The 24,380-nt window shown below is 45.5% G+C and carries 21 protein-coding genes and 1 pseudogene; 12 read left to right on the top strand and 10 right to left on the bottom strand.

Annotated features, from left to right (window positions below; genetic code table 11):
* The first annotated feature begins 167 nt into the window (after nucleotides 1–167).
* From C942_RS09820 to C942_RS09800, 5 genes are all read left to right on the top strand, one after another.
* On the top strand, nucleotides 168–968 hold the full coding sequence (locus tag C942_RS09820) for a TrmB family transcriptional regulator (RefSeq protein WP_036799567.1): 801 nt from the start codon (nucleotides 168–170) through the stop codon (nucleotides 966–968).
* 187 nt (nucleotides 969–1,155) lie between these two features.
* Nucleotides 1,156–2,319: a glutathionylspermidine synthase family protein gene (locus C942_RS09815; protein WP_007465209.1), complete on the top strand. Its 1,164-nt coding sequence runs from the start codon at nucleotides 1,156–1,158 to the stop codon at nucleotides 2,317–2,319.
* Between the two features lie 125 nt (nucleotides 2,320–2,444).
* On the top strand, nucleotides 2,445–3,887 hold the full coding sequence (locus tag C942_RS09810; RefSeq protein WP_007465207.1) for a hypothetical protein: 1,443 nt from the start codon (nucleotides 2,445–2,447) through the stop codon (nucleotides 3,885–3,887).
* Nucleotides 3,888–4,070: 183 nt separating this feature from the next.
* Nucleotides 4,071–5,615, top strand: a complete 1,545-nt coding sequence (locus tag C942_RS09805) for a hypothetical protein (RefSeq protein ID WP_007465205.1) — start codon at nucleotides 4,071–4,073, stop codon at nucleotides 5,613–5,615.
* A 383-nt stretch (nucleotides 5,616–5,998) separates the two neighbouring features.
* Nucleotides 5,999–6,985, top strand: coding sequence for a DUF3187 family protein (locus tag C942_RS09800; RefSeq protein WP_036799538.1), 987 nt, complete (start codon nucleotides 5,999–6,001; stop codon nucleotides 6,983–6,985).
* Between the two features lie 94 nt (nucleotides 6,986–7,079).
* On the opposite strand, the gene C942_RS09795 is transcribed toward C942_RS09800, so the two are convergent.
* Nucleotides 7,080–7,997 carry a LysR family transcriptional regulator gene (locus C942_RS09795; RefSeq protein ID WP_007465200.1) on the bottom strand — a complete coding sequence of 306 codons (918 nt, stop codon included), beginning with the start codon at nucleotides 7,995–7,997 and terminating at the stop codon, nucleotides 7,080–7,082.
* Nucleotides 7,998–8,126: 129 nt separating this feature from the next.
* On the opposite strand from C942_RS09795, the gene C942_RS09790 reads away from it, so the two are divergent.
* Both C942_RS09790 and C942_RS09785 read left to right on the top strand, forming a co-directional pair.
* Nucleotides 8,127–9,170: an HlyD family secretion protein gene (locus C942_RS09790; RefSeq protein WP_007465198.1), complete on the top strand. Its 1,044-nt coding sequence runs from the start codon at nucleotides 8,127–8,129 to the stop codon at nucleotides 9,168–9,170.
* Nucleotides 9,171–9,179: 9 nt separating this feature from the next.
* Nucleotides 9,180–10,754 (top strand): DHA2 family efflux MFS transporter permease subunit, encoded by a 1,575-nt coding sequence (locus C942_RS09785; RefSeq protein WP_036799535.1) that lies wholly within the window; start codon nucleotides 9,180–9,182, stop codon nucleotides 10,752–10,754.
* A gap of 88 nt (nucleotides 10,755–10,842) precedes the next feature.
* On the opposite strand, the gene C942_RS09780 is transcribed toward C942_RS09785, so the two are convergent.
* Nucleotides 10,843–11,742 carry a DMT family transporter gene (locus tag C942_RS09780; RefSeq protein ID WP_007465194.1) on the bottom strand — a complete coding sequence of 300 codons (900 nt, stop codon included), beginning with the start codon at nucleotides 11,740–11,742 and terminating at the stop codon, nucleotides 10,843–10,845.
* Nucleotides 11,743–12,102: 360 nt separating this feature from the next.
* Between C942_RS09780 and C942_RS09775 the strand changes: the two genes are divergently transcribed.
* Complete coding sequence (locus C942_RS09775; RefSeq protein ID WP_007465192.1) at nucleotides 12,103–12,558, top strand: hotdog fold domain-containing protein; 456 nt, start codon at nucleotides 12,103–12,105, stop codon at nucleotides 12,556–12,558.
* Nucleotides 12,559–12,651: 93 nt separating this feature from the next.
* On the opposite strand, the gene C942_RS09770 is transcribed toward C942_RS09775, so the two are convergent.
* Nucleotides 12,652–15,024 (bottom strand): Lon protease family protein, encoded by a 2,373-nt coding sequence (locus C942_RS09770; protein WP_007465191.1) that lies wholly within the window; start codon nucleotides 15,022–15,024, stop codon nucleotides 12,652–12,654.
* 462 nt (nucleotides 15,025–15,486) lie between these two features.
* Here C942_RS09770 and C942_RS09765 point away from each other — a divergent pair, with 462 nt between their 5' ends.
* Nucleotides 15,487–16,800 (top strand): anaerobic C4-dicarboxylate transporter family protein, encoded by a 1,314-nt coding sequence (locus C942_RS09765; protein ID WP_007465187.1) that lies wholly within the window; start codon nucleotides 15,487–15,489, stop codon nucleotides 16,798–16,800.
* A 115-nt stretch (nucleotides 16,801–16,915) separates the two neighbouring features.
* Here the strand turns inward: C942_RS09765 and C942_RS09760 are convergent, their stop codons facing one another.
* The gene (locus C942_RS09760; protein WP_007465185.1) at nucleotides 16,916–17,854 is read right to left on the bottom strand and encodes a LysR family transcriptional regulator; all 939 of its coding nucleotides are present in this window, start codon (nucleotides 17,852–17,854) and stop codon (nucleotides 16,916–16,918) included.
* 275 nt (nucleotides 17,855–18,129) lie between these two features.
* Between C942_RS09760 and C942_RS09755 the strand changes: the two genes are divergently transcribed.
* The gene (locus C942_RS09755; RefSeq protein WP_007465183.1) at nucleotides 18,130–18,624 is read left to right on the top strand and encodes a copper chaperone PCu(A)C; all 495 of its coding nucleotides are present in this window, start codon (nucleotides 18,130–18,132) and stop codon (nucleotides 18,622–18,624) included.
* A gap of 112 nt (nucleotides 18,625–18,736) precedes the next feature.
* Here C942_RS09755 and C942_RS09750 read toward each other — a convergent pair whose 3' ends face one another.
* Nucleotides 18,737–18,964: a hypothetical protein gene (locus C942_RS09750; RefSeq protein WP_007465181.1), complete on the bottom strand. Its 228-nt coding sequence runs from the start codon at nucleotides 18,962–18,964 to the stop codon at nucleotides 18,737–18,739.
* 297 nt (nucleotides 18,965–19,261) lie between these two features.
* On the opposite strand from C942_RS09750, the gene C942_RS25070 reads away from it, so the two are divergent.
* Together C942_RS25070 and C942_RS09740 are read left to right on the top strand one after the other, a co-directional pair.
* Nucleotides 19,262–19,486 (top strand): hypothetical protein, encoded by a 225-nt coding sequence (locus tag C942_RS25070; protein WP_157372604.1) that lies wholly within the window; start codon nucleotides 19,262–19,264, stop codon nucleotides 19,484–19,486.
* 129 nt (nucleotides 19,487–19,615) lie between these two features.
* Nucleotides 19,616–19,894 carry a PI-PLC domain-containing protein gene (locus C942_RS09740; RefSeq protein ID WP_036799530.1) on the top strand — a complete coding sequence of 93 codons (279 nt, stop codon included), beginning with the start codon at nucleotides 19,616–19,618 and terminating at the stop codon, nucleotides 19,892–19,894.
* Nucleotides 19,895–20,287: 393 nt separating this feature from the next.
* Here the strand turns inward: C942_RS09740 and C942_RS09735 are convergent, their stop codons facing one another.
* The 5 genes and pseudogenes from C942_RS09735 to C942_RS25750 form a co-directional block, all read right to left on the bottom strand.
* Nucleotides 20,288–21,349, bottom strand: a complete 1,062-nt coding sequence (locus C942_RS09735) for a lactonase family protein (RefSeq protein ID WP_007465178.1) — start codon at nucleotides 21,347–21,349, stop codon at nucleotides 20,288–20,290.
* 435 nt (nucleotides 21,350–21,784) lie between these two features.
* Nucleotides 21,785–22,363: a DUF1349 domain-containing protein gene (locus C942_RS09730; protein ID WP_036799528.1), complete on the bottom strand. Its 579-nt coding sequence runs from the start codon at nucleotides 22,361–22,363 to the stop codon at nucleotides 21,785–21,787.
* An 82-nt stretch (nucleotides 22,364–22,445) separates the two neighbouring features.
* A complete protein-coding gene (locus tag C942_RS09725) occupies nucleotides 22,446–23,051 on the bottom strand; it encodes an MFS transporter (protein WP_007465175.1) in 606 nt (201 codons plus the stop codon).
* Nucleotides 23,051–23,221 carry a hypothetical protein gene (locus tag C942_RS25325; RefSeq protein WP_007465173.1) on the bottom strand — a complete coding sequence of 57 codons (171 nt, stop codon included), beginning with the start codon at nucleotides 23,219–23,221 and terminating at the stop codon, nucleotides 23,051–23,053. Before C942_RS25325 ends, C942_RS09725 begins: the two co-directional genes overlap by 1 nt.
* Nucleotides 23,222–23,739: 518 nt before the next feature.
* Nucleotides 23,740–23,805: pseudogene (locus C942_RS25750) on the bottom strand (hypothetical protein); the annotation flags it as partial.
* Between the last annotated feature and the right edge of the window lie 575 nt (nucleotides 23,806–24,380).

Genomic DNA, 24,380 nt, shown 5'->3' with positions numbered 1-24,380 from the left:
TTAATAGGCCAGCTATATTGCTGGCCTGTTTTATTTTATGAGGTAAATTTTATAAAACAGATGGCAATAACGTGATATTACACTGAATATTCTCATTCCCAATGACCGGAAAGCATGAGAGAATTGTATTAATTTGTATGTAAATGGATATTTATTTAGGGGGAGCGTTGACTCAGTTAGTTGATAAATTAATGGCTTTCGGTTTTTCAAAAACAGATGCACTCGTCTATTTGTGTCTGCTGCAAAACGGACGTTCAAGTGGATATAAGATTGCCAAAGAAATATCACTGTCCCGCTCGACGGTTTACTCTTCCATCGACAATTTATATAACAACGGTTATATATTTCTTTGTGATGGTCAAACAAAAGAGTATGAAGCTAAATCCCCGGATTTGATCTTCGAACAGATCGAGAAAAAGTGTATAGATAATATCCACTACCTCAAGACAGAATTAAAAAATCTGATGTCGGAAGATGAAAAAGAATTTATCTTCAACGTCGCCGGATTTGAAAACCTAAAGCAAAAAGTACGTGAAGTACTGAACCATGCCGAAAAAGAAATCTATATCAATACTGATTTCAGTCTGCATGACTTTAAAGATGAGCTGGTTCAGGCCATCGAACGTGGTGTGCGCGTCATTGTGTTCTCATTCAAACAACTGGATAAACCGCATCCGGATATCGAGATGTACTCTCGCTCACCGGATGAAGAGTCGCTTTATCCGTCACGACGCCTGATTGTGGTTGCCGACATGCACCGCTCGCTTATCTTCTCCAACTTCAATGAAGCTGTCGGCGTTTACACCAACAACCCATTGATAAATAAGCTAGTTGCCGAGCATATTCACAGTGACATTTACCTGTCTGAGTATGAAAAAGGGCTGGATCAAAACCAGCATGTTTTCCGTGTTAACAGCCTGCATGAAAACACCAACGAAATGTATGTCATTGAGCACCAGAATGACTAAGCCGTTCATAGAACAGATAGTTTGATAACGCCGGACATATCGTCCGGCGTTTTTGGTTTTAATTGATATGGATGCTTTTGCAATATCAGACAAAAGTCCCAATATTCGGCATCACCGATGCTGCACGATTATCCCACAACCGATAAAATGCCCGACAGCAAGTAAAAACAATGAATAAGGGTTTACCATGCTTCGAATCGAGAGCAAGGAGCGTGCGCACTGGCGCGATCTCGCCGCAGAATTTGGCTTTGGCTTCCACACCATGTACGGCGAACCATACTGGGATGAAAGCGCCTACTACCAGTTCACCCTTGAACAGATAGAACGAGATCTGGAAGATCCGACGGAAGAAATCCATCAGATGTGTCTCGATGTCGTCGATACTGTCGTACGGGATGAATACTGGCTTCATCGCTTCCAAATCCCCGAAGCAATGTGGCAGAACGTTCTCGATTCCTGGCAACGTAAAGAGCCTTCTCTCTACTCTCGCCTTGACTTTGCCTACGATGGCAAAGGACATGCAAAGCTCTATGAGAACAACGCAGACACACCAACATCTCTGTACGAAACCGGCTTCTGGCAATGGCTATGGCTCGAAGATATGGTAAACAGCGGTGCCATCCGCCGGGATGCAGATCAGTTCAATCTGCTACAGGAACTACTGATGGGACGCTTTGTTCAGCTGGCCGAACAGCAACCGGGACAAACCCTGCACTTCTCCTGCTGCAAAGACACCGAAGAAGACCGCGGAACAGTGCAGTATCTTGAAGACTGTGCCAGAGAAGCTGGTCTGTCGACCGCTTTTGTTCATGTAGAAGATATTGGCATCAACGGAAAAAATGAGTTCACCGATCTGCAGGATCGCCCTGTCCGCTGGATGTTCAAACTCTATCCATGGGAATTTATGTTCCGTGAGGAATACAGCAAATACCTGACCGATGCCAAAGTGAACTGGCTTGAACCGATGTGGAAATCGGTGATCAGTAACAAAGCCTTGTTACCGTTGCTGTGGCAGAAATTCAAAGGTCACCCGAATCTGCTTCCTGCCTACTTCCCGGATGACAAGGCAGCCAGTAAGCTGAATGATTACGTAATTAAGCCCATCTTTTCACGTGAAGGTGCCAATATCACTGTTGTCGAAAATGGCAAACAAACTCTGCATGTTGATGGACCATACGGCGATGAAGGCGTTATCTTCCAGGCCTATCACCCACTGCCAAAATTCAACGGCAACTACACCCTGATTGGCAGTTGGCTGGTCAATGACAAAGCAGGCGGTATTTCAATCCGGGAAGATGCCTCCCGAGTGACTCAGGATCTGTCACGCTATCTGCCTCATGTCATTTTGTAGCAAGAATTCCACTGATACCAAACAGTAGCCTGCTCAGGCTGCTGTTTTTTCATTCATTCCATTCATCTCCTCTGCATATCCGGCATTACACTTAATACAGAACAAGCGGTAACCGGAGAGACTGAATGCAACAACTGCTTTTGCCTTTCATCTGCCTGCTGCTGGCTGCCTGCGCCAGTCAGCCGGTAAATACCCTTAGTTATCCGGCAGAGCTTGATCCATGCCTGAACAGACTCATGAATTTTAAACAACAGGTGCTGCAACAAGGTGTCCAAGACGCGCAGTTGCACTGGAATACCCAATACCCTCATCTTGCTTTTGACCGATTCAGTATCGCCATACTGACGCAGATGCAATCAACAGAGGACAAATCCCGCTGGCTGGATTATGTATCCGGTCAGGCGGCTGTTCAGCGCAAAGTGGAATATCAAAACTTACCCGACAAATCGAACATTGACTTTGAAATTCAGGAAAAATGCGCCGAACAACTCGCTACTCACAACAAAAATAATGCGCAGTTCTGGCTACAGATAAAACAATCACCGCCCAAAATCCCGTCAGGTTATCAGAGCTGGCAACGGGTGGTTGGCCTCTACCCCATCAGCAAACTTTTTGCCGCACCGGCTATCGAATCAGAGAATACCCGAATCGCACTGGATTTTATAGCACCCGTTCATGATTACAGCATCATCTACCGGAATGCCGATAAACCGACACTAAGCTCATCAACAATTCATTCCTGGTTCCGACAAGCTTTGTATAAATCTGACGCCGAGTGGCCATTACTAGGAAAATCACAGCTTGCTGAGCTACAAAAATACTATGCGCCGGAATTTATTATTGAAACGGCTTCAAATGATGACAAACCCGGACAGGTGGCGTTTCTCGCCGATGGCAAACCCGGCGTTAATATCAGCCAACCGACTCTGTATCTTGGCCACAGCTATACCCGTTTTCACGGACGGACTCTGCTCCAGCTTCATTACAGTCTCTGGTTTGCGAATCGCACAGCAAAGTCCAAATTCGATCCCTATGCAGGCAAGTTTGATGCTGTTCTGGTTCGCCTGACTCTGGATCATCAAGGTCAGCCGCTTATACTCGACAGTATCCACCACTGTGGCTGTTACCACATGGTATTTACTCTTAACCCTTTACTGAAGTTTGCCCCAAAGCAAGCGGACACAGAATCACCTGTTACCTGGTCTGTGTACCGGAATAAGACGACTAATTCGTTACGCATCACCCTCTCCCACGGCGAGCATATGATCAAAGATGTGAACTGGAGCGACAACAATCCTCAGGCACGTCCTCTAATTCTGCAGAGTTATAACCAATTACGTAGCCTGCCACGAAACAACAGCAGCTATAAAAGCCTATTTGATCAACAGGGAATGCTTCCCGATAGCCGACGTTCAGAGCGCTTTTATCTGTGGCCATTCGGCGTGAAATCCCCAGGAGCAATGCGCCAATACGGTCATCACGCCACCGCCTTTATCGGCGAGCGACACTTTGATGAGCCTTTCATGCTGGAGGCTTTATTTTTGCCGCCATCAGTCAACCCGCATTAGGGGCTCATATCCCTTAACGCTAAAGGGGTATTTGCACTTTTGAGAGCCAATTACCGCTAACTTCCCAGCTATAATTTTGATTAATTTTTCAACTTTTCAATAGACTGAGTTCAGCTCTGACAGCAAACAAACTCAATCACTATCGGTGTTTTTTATGCACCGGCAGCATTAGAGAGTACAACCATGAAAGTAATCAAAACGAGTATTTTAGGCTTGTTGTTCCTGCTGCTATTTCTACCTCAGGCAAGTGCAAAACACCGGCATCATTCCCCAGACAGGCAGCTACCAGTAACTCAACTAACACCTCGCACTGATGCCGTTGTTTTCGAGCAGATCAGTTTTGACCTTGAAATCGGCAAAATCAGCAACAGTGACTGGGGACAACTGAGAGTCAAACCTGACAGGCTAAAAGACAGATTTGGTAAAGCCGCAGGGCCGGGCTATATCAATGTATTCACCTACACCAGTAGCCGGGGCGGACAAGCCAGCTGGGTTATCGATAACCTTTTTGTGCCAGGCTCTCAGGTAGCGTTTAAATCAGACAGGCGCTACAGCTCCGGCTGGAACAAAGGCAATCAGCATCCTGATATCCAGGATTTCTCAGGCCGATCACCATCCCAACCAGAAGCTACTGTCTACTTTGATCTCCGCCCGGGTATTGACGGGCAGGGACAAAAAAAATTCCTGAGAGCAACAGTATTGTTCAGCCAACAACCGCTGCCAACCATTGTTGATATTGCCCAACTTGCTAATCGATTCGTACCACAAGACTTTGCGGTAAATCCTGCTGTAGTCAATTCAGAAGGGGCCGGGCATATAGACGGGCGTATCAGTCCGGTATCCTCATCAATTCCTAACTCCCTGACACTTGGGCGCCCTCCTCAGCCTGTCAGCCCAACTCCAGGCCTGCCGGATGATCTACTCTTCCCAATTCAAATTATTCAGGCAGATCAACCTAATCTTGATGCAGGCCGAAACCAATGCATACCTATCGCCCATGCCAATGCCCTTCAGTACCTGGAAGACAGGTACGATAATCTTCCTCTGCTATGGCGCCTGCCACAGTTACATATTCGGGGAATCGGAAAAGTCAGCTCGGCCGGGGACGTCCTGTTCTGGGTAGCTGAGCCTGAGAACAGCCTGGTCGCCAACATTGACAGTTACAGCCGTCGGGCCGGCGTTCTAGATCTGAACAGTGGAGGATATACCTCATTTTGCGGCTTAATCCGAGGCGTCTTCGGCTACCTCAACGATTCAGGCTCGCAAGCTGTCACTGAATTCCGACATCAGGGTAGCGATTCTGCTTTACTGGGCAGTGGCGCAGACTGTGACAACGGAACAGTACTGATGGGAGATATCACGTCAACGCAAGAAGGTGCAAATCCAACCTGGGAATGGATTTTCGATCAGCTTAGCCAAGGACGGGCCGTTACAATTCTCTTCAGTTGGTATGACATTAACGGAGACTGGCAGGGTGGACACAGCGTACGAGTATACGGTGCCGCCAAATTTAACGATAAAAAGTACCTCTATACCTTAGATGATGCCAGCCAAGGCGATAACTTCAGTAACATCAACAATCCCAGAACTCAACAATGGGAAGTCGCTGATACCGGCCAACCTGGATTAGAAGGCATTCCTGACGGCCGGCTCAATATGAATGGCATGAGCTGGGAAATTGATTTTGCCCTGTCTTACGAAACCAAACCGACATTGCTGATCCCATAATGTCGACATAACAGCAATCTAAACAACAAAGAGCCACGTCTGTGGCTCCTTCATTAAACAGAGCAAAAGAATAATCCTCAGTAAATCAACACCATGAGTTTCCTTTCGCAGAAGTATGATCTCCGTGATGAAAAAGACGACTGAGTTCACAAACTGTCTATTTTTTAAGAATAAGTCACACAATAAAACCATTCATTCGGCAATCCCTTCACTACACTCAAGAAGATAAACCAATTAATTACTAGCTTTTCTCATTAGTGAAAATACTGATTTCATATCAAATCTCAGGCTGGTTCAGATAACTGTCAGGCAAGACAGGTTATACATAGTGACCGAAGAATCATTCATAAACACTATAATTACAAGCAGAAAATGGCATTGTGATGAATACAAACAGAATTCCCGCATACACTTTTACAGGTATAGCAGCATTTTGCTCTATTGGTAATGTGTATGCAGAAGGTATCTCACGCTTCGATGACTATGGACCTTTAAAGACTTACGCTCAGTCCCCTATCCAGTCCAACAGCCTGTCTCCTCTAATGCGAAACGGCTTCAGCTACCAGCCCGGTACTGTTGAAGTCTATACCACTGGTACCATAGCCAGTGTATGGGCGGAAACAGATGAATACAGAGCCGATTACTACCAGAACGCAATCTCAGTCGGCAGCTTATGGCAGATAAACAGTAAATGGGTGGTCGAACTCGACTACACCTGGCGCTTCACTGCCAACAATCACCTTGATAACCTGACCGAGGCTTTCCACGACGCATTTGGTATCGGCCAGAACGGTCGAGATCAAGTGGATCATCACTCATTTGATATTTCAGTACCTGAGTATGGTATTGAACTGCATGACTTTAACCGTGAAACCCTCAGTAATGCATTCACTCTATACGCAGGCTACCAAATATATGAAGATGACCATCATGGATTATCCATCGGCGGTTCACTCTACTATAACCGGGTTCCAAGCGGACCTTTTAAAGTCAATAACTTCGAGCAGGCTTTACAACTGAACTACAGCTATCGCAGCGGCAAGCATTCGTTCTACAGCATGCTGGGCACATCTTACCGTAATAACGATGAAGTACTGGGCGGCATCCCTTATAAGACTGTCGCCCTGGCTGCTGGTGTCGGTTACCAGTACAGGATCAGAGACAAACATCGCTTCCTGATGGAATATCACATCTACGAGGGGGCTACTGATGCAACATCCGATCTATCAGAACCATCAAATGAAATCCTGCTCGGCTATCGCTACCACATGAAGCACAGTGCGGTGGAGATATCCATGATTGAAAACATGTTCAATATGGACAACAGTACCGATATAGCCTTTACCCTCGGCTACCGCCACCGTTTCTGATTTACATTGTAAAATCTGCACATCTACAACGAAACAGGGCTTATACCAAGGGTATTAGCCCTATTTTTCAATAAATTCTGACTACTCAGCGTGACTATAAATCTTTCTTTATAGCCCGAGAGCTACGTTGCTCAAAATTATCAATCAAATAATCAATTAAAAGCCTGAGACGTTTAGGGATCAGCTTGCGCTGAGGATAAACAAAACTGATCGGGACCGACGGCATATCCCACTCAGGCAACAGATGAACCAATCGCCCGCTGGCAAAGTGCTCACGACACAAAAACTCAGGTAGAATAGCAATCCCGAGGCCATCCAGACAGGCCATCAATGACGATGTGATGGTATTCACCCTGAGCTGATAGGGAAGATCAATAGTGAACTCCTCTTCCCCCTGAACTAAGTGCCAGGGCGGCACTTTGACCGATTTATTGTGAATTTTCACCTGATGATGCGGAGACTTAAGGTCTTCCGGGGAATGAATCTTCCCGAACTCTTCAAGGTATTCAGGGCTTGCAACCATATAACGTCGGGAGGTATGAAACTGACGGGCTATCATACTAGAATCTGACACTTCACCGACCTGAGCATATAGATCAACTCCCTCACCAATGATATCTACTTCACGACTGGTCAGCTCCAGATGAACGGATACATTCGGGTACATCTTCAAGAAATCATGGATATATTCCGCCATAACCAATTGACCCAGTTCCACCGGCATCACGACATTCAGCCGCCCCCGCACTAAATCCTGATTTGCGGTCACTTCCAACTCTGCTTGTTCCATTATTTCAAGCATTTGTGTGCAGGAATGATAGAAGTTCTCCCCCTCCGGAGTCAGAGTGAGGTTGCGGGTAGAGCGTGTGATTAACCTCACACCTAAATGTTCCTCTAACTCTGCAACTTTGCGACTAACCGTAGATTTGGTCATATCCAAAGATTCAGCAGCCTGAGTAAAACTTCCACATTCAATAACTTGGGAAAATATAGCGATAGCGTTTAAATCCATCCCAGCCTCTATTAGTCAGATTTCTGCAACAGTATTTCCTTTTCCTCCTATCCAATCAACCAATCTTTTTCATTTACACTCTGTAACACAAAAAAAACTCACTATACCTTCGCAAAGTGAAGAGGCTCCATGGCAGAAAACACACACGCAAAAAAGAAAAAAGCACCAGTTATTGCAACAGCCATCATGCTGGCTCTGGGTCTGGCAGGTAGCGGTTACTGGTTTGGTTACGGCCAGTATTTTGAATCAACCGATAACGCTTATCTGCAAAGCGATATCACTAATATCAGCCCGAAAGTTGCCGGTTATATCACTCAATCTTTTATCACTGACAATGAATCTGTTGAAGCAGGTCAGTTGCTGGCAACCATTGATGACCGCGACTTTGTTGCCGCCCGTGATAAAGCAGAAGCAAACATTGCAGTCACTCAGGCAGCAATTGATAACCTTAAAGCCCAACAAAGCCTGCAGAATACCCTGATCCGCCAGTCTGAAAGCCAGATCGCATCAGCTCAGGCAGAATACGAACGCGCCCAACAGCAAGTTAACCGCACCCGCAGCCTGTTAAAGCGCAACTACTCATCTCAGGATGAACTTGATGATGCGACATCACACCTAAAAGTCACCAAAGCTCAGCTTGATCAGGCCACGGCAAGCTATCAGGCAGCCAAAGATCAACTGACAGTTATTGCCAGCCAGATTGTTCAGGCCGAAGCCTCGGTACGCGAAGCTAACGTTCAGCTAGAACAGGCAAACCTTAATCTCAGCTACACCAAAATTTACGCACCGGTTGACGGAATTGTCGGCAAGCGCAGCCTCCGTGTCGGCCTTTATGTCCAGCCAGGGATGCCTTTGATGAGCCTGGTGCCAACCTCAGATGTATGGGTTGAAGCAAACTTCAAGGAAACCCAACTGGCGGGTATCCATCAAGGGCAAAAAGTAGCTGTTGAGCTGGATGCCTTCCCAGGCCAGCCTCTTGAAGGTGTTGTCGACAGTTTCTCTCCGGCTACCGGAGCGAAATTTGCCTTGCTGCCGCCTGAAAATGCCACAGGTAACTTCACCAAAATTGTTCAGCGTGTGCCGGTAAAAATCACTATCCCGGATTCAGCTGAACTGAAAGGAAGACTGATCCCTGGCCTGTCTGTGATTGCGACTGTCGATACCCGAGGTTAGGCCATGAGTATGTCAGCACCGACAGCAGAGGCCCCGACGGCACAGGCAAGTGAGACTGCCGTCCCGGCGCAACATGAAGTTCCCCGACGCCACTGGATAGCCTTGATTGGCGGACTGATCGGGGCTTTTATGGCTATTCTTGATATCCAAATCACCAACTCATCATTGAAAGACATTCAGGGTGCACTGTCCGCCACTCTGGATGAAAGCTCATGGATTTCGACCTCTTATCTGGTCGCGGAAATGATCGCGATTCCGCTCAGTGGCTGGTTGTCGAGAGCATTGGGCAAACGCCGTTACCTTACCTGGACGACACTCGTTTTCATCACCTCTTCCCTGCTTTGTTCTATCTCGTGGAACATGACCTCTATGATCGTATTCCGTGCGATGCAGGGCTTCAGTGGCGGTGCACTGATCCCGCTGGCGTTTTCGCTGGTCGTTCAGCTGTTGCCTTTGGAAAAGCGAGCCATCGGCATGGCGATGTTCGGTATTACCGCGACCTTTGCACCTTCTATCGGCCCGACTCTGGGCGGATGGCTGACTGAAAACCTGTCGTGGCACTACATTTTTTACATCAACATTCCACCGGCCCTGATGGTGATTAGCATGATTAACTACGGGCTGGATGACGAACCACTCAACCTGCAAAGCCTGCTTCAGGCCGACTGGGTTGGCATCATAACAATGGCGATGGGACTTGGATGTCTGGAGGTCGTGCTGGAAGAAGGTAACCGCGAAGAGTGGTTCAGCTCTGACTTCATCGTCACCCTATCAATCATCTCTGCGGTCAGCCTGGTCTACTTTGTGATTAACGAACTTCAGCACAAAAAGCCGCTGGTGAACCTGCGGCTGCTCAGGAACGGGCAATTCGCTATGTCCTGCGTTGCTTACCTGATTCTTGGTATGGCGCTGTTGGGCTCGATTTATGTGCTGCCGCTCTACCTAACCCAAATCCAGCACTACAATGCGATGGAAATCGGCCAAGTACTGATGTGGATGGGCTTCCCGCAACTGCTAATCTTCCCGCTGGTGCCGAAGTTCACTCGTATCATCAAACCTAAATATCTGGTTACTTTCGGCTTCTTAATGTTCGGGCTCAGCTGTTACGTCAATACCCACATGAGTGTGGATTATGGTGGCCAGCAGTTGATCTTCTCTATGGTACTTCGTGCCATCGGCAGCCCGTTTATCATGGTGCCGATTTCACTGGTTGCGATGCAGAAAATCAGTAAGGCTGACACGCCAGATGCCTCAACACTGACCAATGTGATGCGTAACCTTGGCGGTGCCTTCAGTATTGCCATTATCGCCACCATGCTGGATAACAAAACACGCGAGCATCTGGCACATATAAAAAGCGCCCTGCCGAGTGTCAGCAGTGATGCCTGGTATCAGTTGCAACAGCAAACCGGCTTTTTCATTCAGTCGGGCAGTGATGCAGGTACAGCAATGATGCAGGCTCAGGCATCGCTGATGGCCACCATGCAGCGAGATGCTGCCATCATGGCTTATAACGACGCATTCCTAATCATGAGCGCTTTCCTGGCGGTAGCCGCGTTTATCATGCTAAGCATGAAAAACTGATCCATTAAAGGTCAGGAAAAGTGTCCAAAACAAAAGCGGCAGTAATCCAGGATTACTGCCGCTTTTTCTCAACAAGTAAAGACTTCTTTTAAGAACTGACTTCCACCGTCGCCAAAGGATGCGGAATCGGCTTTGGCTTCCTCTGCGCCAGAATGACACCTGCCAACACCATACCACCACCAATGTAGTGATAAGCTTCCAACTGCTCATTCAGCATCACGCTGGCAATGCCCGCGGTAATCACCGGCATCAGGTTCATAAACATGGCCGTACTGTCAGCACCTAGGCGCTGAATACCAATCAGCCAGCACCATGGCGCAATCACGGAGGCCGGAATAGCTGCATACATGATCAATGGCAGAGATTCCGAGGTGATGGCAACACGCTCACTGCTTAGCAGCAGCGGGATCAGCATAACAATAGCCAGAATGCCCTGCATATAAACAGACTGCCAGTTTGTCAGCGGCATCTGCCAACGTTTAAGCAGCACACAGTAAAGGGCATAAACCAATGCCGCCAGCAGTACCAGACCATCACCGATAGTAATTCCCTGTGCCAGCAAATTACTGATATCACCGTGGCTCAGCATCAATACCAGACCGGAGAGAGACAACACAGCACCAACTATCGCCAGCGGTAACAGACGCTGACCTAGCAGCGGCACACTCAGAAACATACTGATCAATGGCACCAGAGAAACAATCAGCGCCATATTGGTTGCCGTCGTGGTTGCGGCAGCAAAATAACCCAGAGACTGGTTTAACACCATGCCGAGCAGAGCAAGAAAAGCCAGTTTGGGTACATAAGGACGAATCACAGCACGGCTACGCCATACCGAACGCAGCATAAAGGGCGTCAGCAGTGCCATAGCAAAAAACCAGCGGTAAAAAGAAATCGCTCCCGGATCGATCACACTGAATGAGAGCTTATTGACGATGGCATTCCCTGCCCAGATTGAAACAGTTAATAAGGGTAATAAATAGAACATGGTCTGCCTATAAACGGGGATTACAGATATTAATTGAAAAAACAGTACTTTCTTTAGCTGTATTCTGGCAGGTCAATTTAGAAATAAATATCTCTAAAAAGACATCCTGATTCTATTGTCAGACATTTCTCATCAATCAATAATCCGCAACGAAGAAAAATACTCCACCCGGAATGAGGGAAATCAAATAACGCACTGAATATAAAGAGTAAAAAAACAATATCAGACAACAGCTGCTATACTCATTCCCGAGAAGAAATAGTGCAATGACTCACAGGAAAACCCACCAGCTGATTGATTTTTCACCGCACCAACTATAATGAGGTCAGACCAGATAGTAATTGGAAAAAGGAATTTTCAATGCGTAAAAATCTTAAAATCTATAACCGCCTTGCTTCACTGCCATTCGGCCGCCAGATTTTTTCATTCATTGTCTGTCGAATTGCTCCTTATTTTTCAACCATTAAGCCGCAAATCCAGGAACTAAAACCCGGATACGCACAAGTTACGATCAAAAAACGCCGAAAAGTCACTAACCACCTCAACACCGTCCATGCTATCGCTATGTGTAATATGGCTGAACTGGCGGGAGGGATGATGACGGATGCCTCGGTTCCTGACAAAAGCCGCTGGATCCCGGTTGGAATGACGGTGGAATATTTGAAAAAAGCCAAAACTGACCTTACCGCAGTGGCGTCCGGCGATAATATTGAGTGGAATACAGAAGGTGATAAGAAGGTTCCGGTAGAAGTTAAAGACACTGAAGGCAATCTGGTTTTCCGTGCTGAAATCACCATGAACGTTCGCCTTGCATAATAAATCAGAAAGCAACAAACGAAGAAAAAGGCGCCAGAGGCGCCTTTTTTACATCCGAGATTCAGACTCTACTGAGCCAATGATGTCAAAAAATTACTTTCTCAACGCGTTCAGCTTCACCTGCGCATGACCGAAAATGGAATCCAGCGGATAACCGGTCTCTTCCATCCAGACACCGGCCGGTTTACCGGTCAGGATCTCGATGGCTTCAGTCACATGGCTGATTGCCCAGATATGGAACTCACCTTTTTCTACGGCTTCAACCACCTCTTTACGCAGCATCAGGTTATGCACATTCGACTGAGGAATAATCACCCCCTGAGTTGAATGGCGGCCCTTGATCTTACAAACATCAAAGAAACCTTCGATCTTCTCGTTTACACCGCCAATTGGCTGGGCTTCGCCAAACTGGTTCATGGAACCTGTGATCGCCACATCCTGCCGCAGCGGAGCCTGAGCAAACGCAGAGACAATGGCACAAAGCTCTGCCATTGACGCACTATCTCCGTCGACACCGCCGTACGACTGCTCGAACGTCAGGTTGGTCGAAAGCGGGATCTTGGTAGTCTTGCCAAAGATAGAGGCCAGATACGACGACAGGATCATCACCCCTTTGGAGTGAATACTGCCACCCAACTTCACCTTACGTTCTATATCGAACACTTCCCCTTCACCGTAAGCCGTTGTTGCTGTGATCCGGTTCGGCGCACCAAAACGGTGGTCAGTGGTTGAAACAACAGACAATCCGTTGATTTGGCCTATCATCTCACCTTCAGTGTCAATCAGGGTCGTACCGTTGGCAAAAGTCTGCATAACATGATCACGCAAACGGCTCACCCGCTTCTCCTGACTCTGCAACGCCTGCTCTACATGGTTGGCCCGGATCATAGTCGCATGAGAGGCTTTTGCGGTGTAGTTGGTTTCTCGTAACAGATTGGCGATATCGGCCGAGTGCAGTGACAACTTGTTCTGATCTTCAGCCTGACGCGAACTATATTCGATAATTCTGCCAATCGCCTTACGATCACAGTGAAGCATACCGCTGTCATTCACAATGCTGGAAATAAACTGAGCATACTGCTGCTCAGACTCGTCAGAACGCGGCATTTCATCTTCAAAATCCGCCGTAACACGGAACAGTTCACTGAATTCCGGATCGTAGATTTGCAGCAATTGATAGGTCTGATAATCACCGAACAGGATGATTTTGACATTCAGCGGAATATCTTCCGGTTCAAGGGAAATAGTACCAGACAGGGTAACCTCCCGCTCCAACGAACTGACATTGAGCTTGCGCGAACGCAGGGCACGTTTCAGGCCGTCCCACACATAAGGGCGTTCCAGTACTTTCACCGCATCCATCAGCAAAACCCCGCCATTGGCACGGTGCAGGCTGCCCGGACGGATCAGTGAGAAGTCAGTAAATACTGTACCTTTGAAAGTCGCATTTTCCACATAACCGAAGATGTTGTGATAGCTAGGGCTTTCCTCAACCACAATCGGGAACTTATGCTCAGGCTGGCTGACCAGGATATTAACCTGATAACGACGCGGCATTTTCTTATCCAGCGCCGCATAAGCCAGGGCTACCTGCTCTTCACTTTCTTCAAGGAAAATCTCGAGGTTTTCCAGAATATCCTTCTGCATCGCATCCAGATACGCTTTCACTTCCGGCTGCTCACTATAGGTTTCTTTCAACTCCTTGATGAAATGCACCACCACATCCAGTGCCACTTCATCATTAAGCTTTTCAATTTTGTCAGAAAACTCTTCTTCCAGTTCAGTCAGCTGTCGAACAATACCACGGAGCTTTTTCTCCAAATCATTAATGGTCTGCTCAAACTGCTTCTGCTCTTTCTCAGACAACTTAGCAAACGTATCTTCGGTGTGCGGTTCTTCACCGTTAAGCGCCACCAGTTGGTAATCACCCTGGGTGGTCAATGACAGGCTGACACTCTTTTCCTTGGCTTCATTTGTCAGCGTCAGCAACGAGCTTTCCTGCTTCTGGGTCAGCTGGTTCTTCAGCTTCTCCGAGCGGCTATAATACATTTCATTATCGAAAGCCAACGGCAGCGCCTTGACCAGCCTGGTCATCAGCTTTTCGATATCTTTTTTGAACTGGTGACCCGTGCCGGTTGGCAACTTCAGGACTTTCGGGCTGCGTGGCTCTTCAAAGTTTGCCACATAACACCAGTCATACAGTTTAAAACCATTGCCATTCGGCTCATGGCGGTTCAGGTAACGCAGAACCATAGTTCGCTTACCCAAACCATTACGGCCGATGGCATAAATGTTATAGCCCTTCTCTTTGATAGACATAGCAAACTCAACCGCCTGCTGTGCCCTTTCCTGGCCGACGATTTCGTCCAGCGGAGTCAGATTTTTGGTTGACTTACAATCGTCCGGCAGGGCTTTTAAGTCTGATACACGATACAGCTGGTCACTGCTCAGAGGTTGAATTGGCATAGAGATCCCTCTTCTTATGACATTACGGCATACCAAAACCTCACCAAGATGCTTCGGCATATCTCTCAGTGTAGTCAGTAACTGATTGAATTTTAGTGACTTAGCTTCCGTTTAGCGGTGAATCCCCCAGCGCTGACGTTTGTTGGCGATTTTGTGAGCAATAAAACATACCAAATCAGCCCCTTGAGGTTCATATATCAAGGTAATCATTGTCGGCAATCTCATTAAAGGAATGTTGTAGATGTGAACAAATAAAACACACAAACAAAACACCTACTCAATCAGACAAAAACAACTCAAAACCACCTATTAACAACAATGTCTATATGCGCAAAATAACCTGAAAAAATAAGTGGTTATTAGTTTTTGTGTGATGGATGTTTGATTAGTGAATATATGAAACATTTACTATGTGCAACTAGATATTCCTATGTTTTAAACGTTGTCATCAAGGAGATTGGTGTGTTTTTTGTTGAGTTCTTAATTGTACTTATATGTATATTAATTGGTGCCCGAATCGGTGGTATCGGTCTGGGTGTAATGGGTGGTGTCGGTCTTGCCGTACTGAGCTTTATTTTCGGTCTTGAACCTACCAGCCCGCCAATTAACGTAATGCTAATGATCATGGCTGTTGTTGCTGCCGCTGCATCTATGCAAGCTGCCGGTGGTCTTGATTTCCTAATCAAAATTGCAACTAACATCCTGCGCAAAAACCCTAAATACATTACTTTTATCGCACCGGTTGTTACTTATGTCTTCACTATGATGGCAGGTACAGGTCACGTAGCTTACTCAGTACTGCCTGTTATCGCTGAAGTGAGCCGTCGTAGCGGTATCCGTCCTGAACGCCCAATGAGTATGGCGGTTATTGCCTCTCAGTTTGCGATTGTTGCCAGCCCGATTGCAGCAGCAGTTGTAGCACTGGTTGCTTTCCTGGAGCCACAAGGCATCACGCTTGCTGACGTACTGATGGTTACTATTCCTGGTACTAGCCTTGGTCTGACTGCTGCTTGTGTATTCGTTAACAAGATGGGTAAAGAGCTTAACGAAGATCCTGAATACCTGCGTCGCCTTGAAGATCCTGCTTTCCGTGCTGAGATGGAACAGGAAGTTAAAATTGAAGAAACAGTTATCAAGCCAGAAGCGAAGAAGGCTGTATCTCTATTCCTATTCGGCTCGTTAGCAGTTGTAATCATGGGTGCCTTCCCATCACTGCGTCCAAGCTTTGACGGACACGCAATGGGTATGGCTCACACCATCGAAATCGTGATGCTGACTGTAGCTGCGGTAATCATTCTGGTTTGTAAGCCTGACGGCTACGCAATCACCCAGGGTTCAGTATTCCACGCCGGTATGCGTGCAATCGTTGCTATCTTCGGTATCGCATGGCTGGGTGACACCTTCATCGGTGGTCACGGCGTTATGGTTAAAGAAGCTGTTGCAGGCCTGGTAGAAGTGGCTCCATGGACATTCGCCTTCGCTCTGTTTGCGCTTTCTGTAATGGTAAACAGTCAGGGTGCAACAACAGCGGTACTGGTACCGGTTGCTATTACTCTTGGTCTGCCACCGGAAGTTATCATTGCAACTTTCGTTGCGGTTAACGGTTACTTCTTCATTCCGAACTACGGTCCAATCATCGCATCAATCGACTTTGACCGTACCGGTACAACCAACATCGGTAAGTTCATCTTTAACCACAGCTTCATGCTTCCGGGCTTGCTGAGTATGGCCTTCAGTATCATGTTTGGCTTCCTATTCGCCGGTATCGTTCTGTAAGTCTTACTAGCTGAAATTTATTCTATTCTGACAAAAAGCCCTGCACATGCAGGGCTTATTTATGTAATTCCACGCCATAAATAACACTGGCTGATAGGATAGGTAAAAAAACTGTCTAAAATTTCACCAGCGGTTTAAGCGCCGAGTCCCAATACGGTGTATCACCAATATGCTGTTTAAAGTATTCAATAACGGCTGATATTTTCCGCGGCAGGTGCTTACGACTCGGATAAACCGCATAGAACGGCATTTTCTGGTTCGCCTGCCAGTCTGGCAGTAACTGAATCAACTTCCCTTCACGAAACTCATCAGTTAACAAATAGCTGGCCAGATAAGCCACTCCCCAACCGGAAATCGCCGCATCACGAACGGCTTCAGCCAAATCTACACGATAATTGCCCGCCACGGTTACAAACAGTTCTTCTTCCTGCTTTTTGAACGACCAGCGACAATAATTTCGCTCACGGCTCCGATAGGTAATGCAGTTATGTTCTACAAGATCATCAGGGTGATGGGGTAGAGCGTGATTGATCAGGTAATCCGGAGACGCAACCACCACAAAACGGGAGTCTGCCAGTCGCTGTGCCACATAGCCATCAGGGATCCGTTCATGGTTGGTGATCCAGAGATCGATGCCGTCTTCCAGCATATTCGCTTTATGGTCAAACAAGCTCACTTCAACATGAAGTTCAGGGTACTGTCTGCGGAGCTGCTCAATGGCAGGAATGACATGCATAGTGCCGAATGACTGAGAAAGCCCTAACCTGAGCACACCAGCAACTTCATCACGAGCATCATCCATAATCGCATCAGCATCACGGACTGCTGTGACGACATGCTCACAATATCCCAGAAAACGCTGCCCGGCTTCGGTGAGATTAAAACTCCTTGTCGTTCTCTGAACCAACTGTAAATTCAGCTCTGCTTCCAGCGCACCAAGCTGTTTACTGACATGAGAAGTAGATACACCCAGCTGGCGGGCTGCTGCCGTAAAACTTCCGGCTTGTACCAAAGTGAAAAAAACGACCATCTGGCCTGCACGATCCTGGATCAATGTATTTTTGCCCTGACTTAGAACTGACTAGAACTGTATCTGTCTTATCGATTGTGATTCACATCACAATTATAAAGGCGCCAGTGTACTGATATCCGACTGAATGTCATCAACAGAAATGAAAGCCACAAGCATAATTTCGTTAGCGACCTCTCAAAGCAAAACGGGCAAAGAAAGCAAACGTTACGAAATTGTTTCACCAATGATACTATGCGCACATTAAAATAAAGCACTAACCATTACTCTCGATATCGTATTGGACATGGAGTAAAGTCATGAAGTTATTCAATAAAGTTATCTTAGGAAGCGCATTTCTTTTCAGTAGCCTTGCCGGTGCCCACGAATTTAACAGCGGTCAGCTTAATATCGATCACCCATGGTCAAAGCAAGTTCCCCCAAGCTCATCTGTTGCTGCGGCATTCTTTGAAATTACTAACCAGGGAAATGAACAGGATATGCTGATCCGGGCAGAATCCCCAATTGCCGGTAAAACTGAGCTGCACACTCATATCCATGAAGACGGTATGATGAAAATGCGTGAAGTTAAAGAAATCGCAATCCCGGCCAACGGTTCACAAATGCTAAAACCGGGCGGTTACCATATTATGTTCTTTGATTTACAGACAATCCCTGAACTTGGCGAACGCTTCCCGCTAACACTTCACTTTGCCAAAGCAGGACGCGTGGAGGTTGAAGTAACAGTTGAGCCTGCGACTTATATCCCTGAAGGCATGAAAAGAGCAGATGCCACACATAGTAAGCATCACTGATTAAAAACGTTGCTCATCACGGAGACCGTTCCTGTAACAGTTATGAAGCGGTTCCAAGGCGGTCTGCATTGACTGACCGCCATCACAATTCATCTTAAGCAAACCAACAAAATCACAGGTTTTTGATTTCCTGTTTAAGCTGATAACCAGTGTCTGTCACGATTTTCTCCAATACAGACACACGCTCCTGTAATACTTTGATCTCTTGCCTCAATGCCCGGACATCTTCACTGCTACCTTCGCACTCCAACTTTTTCATCTCTGCACAATGCCCCAGATAACGCTGAATCGCCAAAAAACCAAAAACAATGGCAACAATAGTCACACCCGTAAAATGCATTTCTCTTTCCTCTAATTTAACTTGTTCTTATTGCATAGCTCTTAGCAAGCTTCACACCAATTAATTATCAATTTAAAATCAATGACTTAAATACATCAAAATAGCAAACAAATGTAAGTTAGCGAAAATAACCACACGTTATTTTAAATTTTCGCCAAATCGCAGCGACATTAACCATGTTCATATGACTAAATAACATGCTAATGCATTGAATACTCAGCTTTTCTATACAATATCTTGAGATATTCAGTATTAAAAAAAATGAAATACTTTGTCACCTAAATCGTCAGACTGCTCATGAAAAAGTGGAAACAAGCTCCCCTCGACCAGGTCATAGCCCAATATGTTGAATGCTATTGGCTGCTTGAGTATGAACAAGGAGAAAATAACGCGGTTCCACCGATTCTGCCTCCCGGCAATCAATACAGCGATAACGTTGAGCTTTGTTCGCACCAGTCCCATGCTTGCGAACTGATTTGGTCTAAGAGCAGTAACGGCAAGGAACTTATCGTATCGCCATAAGATCACCTGAGAACTCGACAAATAATTTTACAGAGAAGATTTAAGTCACCACAACGGGGAGTAGAGCTATCGATACCAAACAATACGCCATACTCAGGTAATATTGGTGAAGATGGCAACCAAATTTTTTTGCAAGATGAATATGATAGAGACCTAGAGCTGGCCTACATTAAAAAGCGTGTGGTGGAAAGTTTTCTTGATCAGACAGATGAAGAAGGTCTATATATCAACTTTGTTAGTGCGACTGACACTTATTATGGTATTCCTGCCCCTAAGGGAATGGCGGACAAAATGAATCCTTGGTTAACATCCATATTGGCCGAAAGAAATAAAGCATCCGGAATACTGGTGCTCGACTATACAACGAGCTCTGTTGCCGATGCGATCATCGCCATAAATTTGCGTTAAGGCTACTGAACAACTTAGAGCGCAATTACTTGTATGAGGTACTTTAGACAAAAGGCGCTTTTTGTAAAAAGTGGCCCCTACCAGCTACAACAGTATTGATAGGGACAACTCCGGGGAGCCATCATACCCAACCGGCGAAATGTAAAAAGTGATAAAAATGAAGCATCAGATGGTCATGAACGCAGTAAGGATTTTTTGAACGACGAAGAGAGATCAAAACTTCTTGATGCAGCAAAAAAAGCCGTCATAACATACGTGATCATTTACTACACCTTGCTCTTTTATGGGGAGTTCAAAATTTAGTCGCCCTAAAAGACGAGACTTAATTCTATTAAAAATGAATATTCCTACTCGCTGAACAGAGCTACACCACGGCATTTTTGCGACAAACTATTAATTAAACGCGATACAGACAGGACTGCCCGTTTCGAATTGGTGGTCAGAAGTGGTTAGTTTTCCACTGTTAGGGTCTCGTTTAAAGCTCACGACATTGTGAGAGTTTTGATTGGCGACAACCAACCATTTGTCATCGGCGCTGAGATTAAAGTCTCTTGGGAATAGTCCTAAGGTATCGATACGTTCCACCAAGCGAAGTGAATACTGGGAATCTACCTCAAGGCAGGCAATTTGAGCTTGATGGCGTCCTGATACATAGATAAACCTTTCGTCCGCGGTTAGGCGAATTGCAGCCATTGCTCCGCCAAGATCATGCTCCTCAAAAGGGTGGCATCGCATAGCGATTTGCCATTGACCTTTCGCATGGCGTAAAACGATCACCTCTTCCGATAACTCACACAACACAAATGCCGTTGTTTCGTCTTTTGTAAAAATGACATGACGAGGACCACAGCCTTTTGGCAGTTCAACCTGTTTAGCCTGTTGACTAAGTATTTTCCCCTGGCTTCTATCAAAAGGATAGAAGCCTATTGTATCAATACCTAAATCGACGGTAACTAAGGTGTCACTGTGATTTAAAAAGGAGATATGGTGTCCGTGAGGGCCTTCTTGGCGTTCAAGGTTTGGACCACTGCCTTGATGTTGAATTAGATCGCTGGCTGAGCCGAGCTCGTTATTATTACTTAACGGAAACAGCTCAAAACTTCCACTGCCGTAATGAGCAGTACTAACAAATTCACCTTTAGGATCAATAGCAAGATGACAAGCAAATTCGCCGCTCATTGACACATCTTGGTTGTGGTTGAGCTCCCCATCATCGTTTATATGATAACAACTTAGCACAGGCTGTTGCTCTGCAAACACCTCTTGTACACAAAACAGTAAATTATTTTTTGTTGTGATGAGGTAGGATGGATTGATGGCTATAGCTGTATGTTTCAGATCGGAAAACTCGCCAGTATTAGTATCCAATAGGCAACTAACAATACCTTCACCTTTATTTTCCATTGTGCCAATTGGCGCCGAATAACAACCAATAAACACTCTTTCACTTGTCATAAGTGCCTCATATTATGCAACATTAATCAAATTTTTATACAGTAGACATGCCATTATTTGGCGCTTTTCACATGGTATTTTCGCCAGCAACCTTCTCAAGTGCGCATCTACTCACACCTTGCGCATGTTGCTACGATATAACTAAGACGCCATCGATATCGCCAAAGATAATATCGATGGGGTTAACTAGTACCTATTGTTGAAGGACTCAGATAATAATCAATTGATTCAGCCCTCATAAGACTATTAGCACCATACCTATCGTCGCAGTACTGACAAATACCTACGATTCGTGTCGAATAGAGTAAGACTGAATGAGAATAGATAAACTGAAGGTTATTTGAGCGATTCAACAACGCCCCTGATATCGGTCTCAGGACTACTGTCGCCTGATCTCAATTCATTACCAAAACAGGGGGGAGTGGCCAATAAGTATTAGCTCAAATCGTGAAGATCTTTTTCCAAAGGTTTGCTTAGACGAAAATCACTAAAAATGACTTTCAGGCTCTCACGTTCAGGTGTGCAGCACATCGCACCGACAAATCGTTTAGTTGCCGCAGGGATGGTACAAAGACGAATTAATGGCCAGGTAACGCCATCTTGTGAGTATTGCAATCTGAGTACATTATTTTTAACTGTTGCACGCATCCAAAACTTTTTAGGATCACCATGAAAAGGACCAGTAGCCCAGTCAGACTGTCCGTTAGTCAGAACACTACTCATTAATGATTGCTGATCAGCGAATTCAATTCCAGCTTTACACCAAATGTGCTCTCCCTGCTCAATCATTAATCCTGCCTGATCGTATAACTCACAAAAATCACCTTCAATACAAAGCTCAAAAGTGAAATCACCCTCGACTTCACAACCAAAAATATGGCCGCTGTGGCGATTAAAACCATAATGGGTTTCGCGCCAAAAATCGGTATTATAATCAGTCATAACAATCATTTTATCATTATCCTGTGACCAGGATTTCGGTTGGTTGATCCACTTACATAGAGAAAGATCCATAAAATTCGTTACCTTTTATTTGTAATAAGTTTCCTAACTTTCAGCCAAAGACTAAAGGCTACTATTTGTCTGTGACTTGTTCTTATTTGTTTGAAAACGATATAAATCGAACACAAAGCGGCAGACTAAATGACAAAATAGTCACAATACCAAAAGCAAAACTCAGTGTTGTTACTTGTGCCAGTAGACCAATTAACGCAGGTCCCAAAAGAATGCCTGAATAACCAATGGTAGATACGGAAGCAACAGCTAACGCACTCGGCATAACCGTTTGTTGCCCTGATGCAGTAAACAAGATAGGAACGATATTTGACAAACCAGCACCAATAAGAAAAAAACCGCACATCATTGACGTCAAATTTGCTCCTAGTACAACCACGGTAAAACCAAATGAAGCAATTAGGGCGCTGAAACTGAACACTCGTGAACGTCCAAAGGCTGAAATAATGCGATCCCCAAGCAAACGGCCTGTAGTCATTGCGACAGCGAATACCGTATAACCTAAACCCGCTTGATTAGAACTGATCATACTGTGACTAGTAAGCAGGATACCACTCCAGTCCAACATTGAGCCTTCCATGATGTAAGCAACAAAGCAGAGAAATCCCAGCAAAATAACGAGAGTTGCAATTGAATAAACGACCCTGCAGCCGAAACGGGAAGCCAACACACCAGAAAATGGCATCATTAAAAATGACCGATACCAAATGCCAGCAATACCAACCCCATGGTGCCGTTATCAGCCAGCAGGCGTTCTTTGGCTAAAGGGATCAAAAGTGCCCAGGCAGCTGGGCTGACCCCGGCGATAAAAAAAGCAATACGTGTTGCGAAATATAATATGTGTAGTTGAGCCGCCATAAGAATCTATCCATATGACAATTTCAGGCCGGAACTATTATAATTTCTCAATTGGTGTCGTGATCATATGAAGTGCTCTCTAATGTAAACATTTTGAAATAGCATCACCGCACCAACCGATGAATGCAACTATACGCACTGTAAGCCTATGCACATCATCCCTTCTTATTTTTTCTTTGGCGTAGATGGATCGTAAGCGGGGGCGTAGAATTGAAGCAGAGGTAATGTGATAACGCACGCCTTATTTACAATTAATTCATTTACTCATAAGGAAATAATATTCAATATAGCGTTTTGATATTATCTAAAAATTCGCTCCTGCGATATTTCGCAAATGCTGAACATTTAAAGTATTGGACTATGTTTAATAACTTTGTTAATGATTCATTACACAGCAATTATTGCTGCCAATGTCGCGTTTGACAGTGAATAATAACTCATTATACGTCTACCCTAAGTACATAGTCTGATTTTTCGTCGCCAAACCACAGATCGTATAATTTATCCAACGCTTTAGCCTATTTATCAACGGCCTGGTAGCTATACCTCCACTGACCGTTGACGTTGATAAAGGTCTCGTCTAACCGCCACTAAGAGGTCTTCGACGAGCCTGATGTTCCAGTAAGAATGCATATTTGATGGTCCACCGATTAATGGTTAAGTGATGTGGTGCCCGGCATTGTTTCTTAGGTAGAGCAATTTTAGGGACGTGGTAAGTGATTATAGCGCTCGCCACTATTCCTTATGGAAATAAAGAGCTTGCAGCGTGGCTCCTGACACCGTAGGTGTCCTATCTTGTGAAAACCTGATTTCCATGAACTAAAATTGAATAAGAATGCAACTAATTGCAGCTCATTTTTAGGCGTAGAACCATTACAGACATCTGAATTTTTAATCCTGTTGATAAAACTTACAGAAAAAATAATTATCACAAATAGGTGCCCGCGATTGTATAAGGCCACGTTATAACACTAAAGCTACGTAATTTTTTTGATGCGATTAGGTGGTCCGCCTAACCAAAGCTCAGAATCCCTTCTTCCAGTTCTGTCATTTCTTAGAATTACAACCGAAAGCCAAAAAAAATTAGGATTTGATTTCCTCCCCCCCCTCTGACTCAGCCCTCTCCCTCCTAGAGTTGGGAGGATGTTTAACCGGACTA

The sequence above is a fragment of the Photobacterium marinum genome, from assembly GCF_000331515.1.
Classification (GTDB): domain Bacteria; phylum Pseudomonadota; class Gammaproteobacteria; order Enterobacterales; family Vibrionaceae; genus Photobacterium; species Photobacterium marinum.
Note: the sequence above shows the minus strand (reverse complement) of the source record. Positions and strands in the feature narration are given on the sequence as shown.

What these genes read in the sequence shown, in the direction of transcription:
- C942_RS09785 (WP_036799535.1), top strand. Translation starts at nt 9,180, where the DNA reads ATGTCAGCACCGACAGCAGAGGCCCCGACGGCACAGGCAAGTGAGACT.
- C942_RS25070 (WP_157372604.1), top strand. Translation starts at nt 19,262, where the DNA reads ATGAAAAAGTGGAAACAAGCTCCCCTCGACCAGGTCATAGCCCAATAT.
- C942_RS09770 (WP_007465191.1), bottom strand. Translation starts at nt 15,024, where the DNA reads ATGCCAATTCAACCTCTGAGCAGTGACCAGCTGTATCGTGTATCAGAC.
- C942_RS09800 (WP_036799538.1), top strand. Translation starts at nt 5,999, where the DNA reads ATGAATACAAACAGAATTCCCGCATACACTTTTACAGGTATAGCAGCA.
- C942_RS09795 (WP_007465200.1), bottom strand. Translation starts at nt 7,997, where the DNA reads ATGGATTTAAACGCTATCGCTATATTTTCCCAAGTTATTGAATGTGGA.
- C942_RS25325 (WP_007465173.1), bottom strand. Translation starts at nt 23,221, where the DNA reads ATGGCGGCTCAACTACACATATTATATTTCGCAACACGTATTGCTTTT.
- C942_RS09755 (WP_007465183.1), top strand. Translation starts at nt 18,130, where the DNA reads ATGAAGTTATTCAATAAAGTTATCTTAGGAAGCGCATTTCTTTTCAGT.
- C942_RS09810 (WP_007465207.1), top strand. Translation starts at nt 2,445, where the DNA reads ATGCAACAACTGCTTTTGCCTTTCATCTGCCTGCTGCTGGCTGCCTGC.
- C942_RS09725 (WP_007465175.1), bottom strand. Translation starts at nt 23,051, where the DNA reads ATGATGCCATTTTCTGGTGTGTTGGCTTCCCGTTTCGGCTGCAGGGTC.
- C942_RS09780 (WP_007465194.1), bottom strand. Translation starts at nt 11,742, where the DNA reads ATGTTCTATTTATTACCCTTATTAACTGTTTCAATCTGGGCAGGGAAT.
- C942_RS09730 (WP_036799528.1), bottom strand. Translation starts at nt 22,363, where the DNA reads ATGGATCTTTCTCTATGTAAGTGGATCAACCAACCGAAATCCTGGTCA.
- C942_RS09790 (WP_007465198.1), top strand. Translation starts at nt 8,127, where the DNA reads ATGGCAGAAAACACACACGCAAAAAAGAAAAAAGCACCAGTTATTGCA.
- C942_RS09815 (WP_007465209.1), top strand. Translation starts at nt 1,156, where the DNA reads ATGCTTCGAATCGAGAGCAAGGAGCGTGCGCACTGGCGCGATCTCGCC.
- C942_RS09805 (WP_007465205.1), top strand. Translation starts at nt 4,071, where the DNA reads ATGAAAGTAATCAAAACGAGTATTTTAGGCTTGTTGTTCCTGCTGCTA.
- C942_RS09735 (WP_007465178.1), bottom strand. Translation starts at nt 21,349, where the DNA reads ATGACAAGTGAAAGAGTGTTTATTGGTTGTTATTCGGCGCCAATTGGC.
- C942_RS09750 (WP_007465181.1), bottom strand. Translation starts at nt 18,964, where the DNA reads ATGCATTTTACGGGTGTGACTATTGTTGCCATTGTTTTTGGTTTTTTG.
- C942_RS09775 (WP_007465192.1), top strand. Translation starts at nt 12,103, where the DNA reads ATGCGTAAAAATCTTAAAATCTATAACCGCCTTGCTTCACTGCCATTC.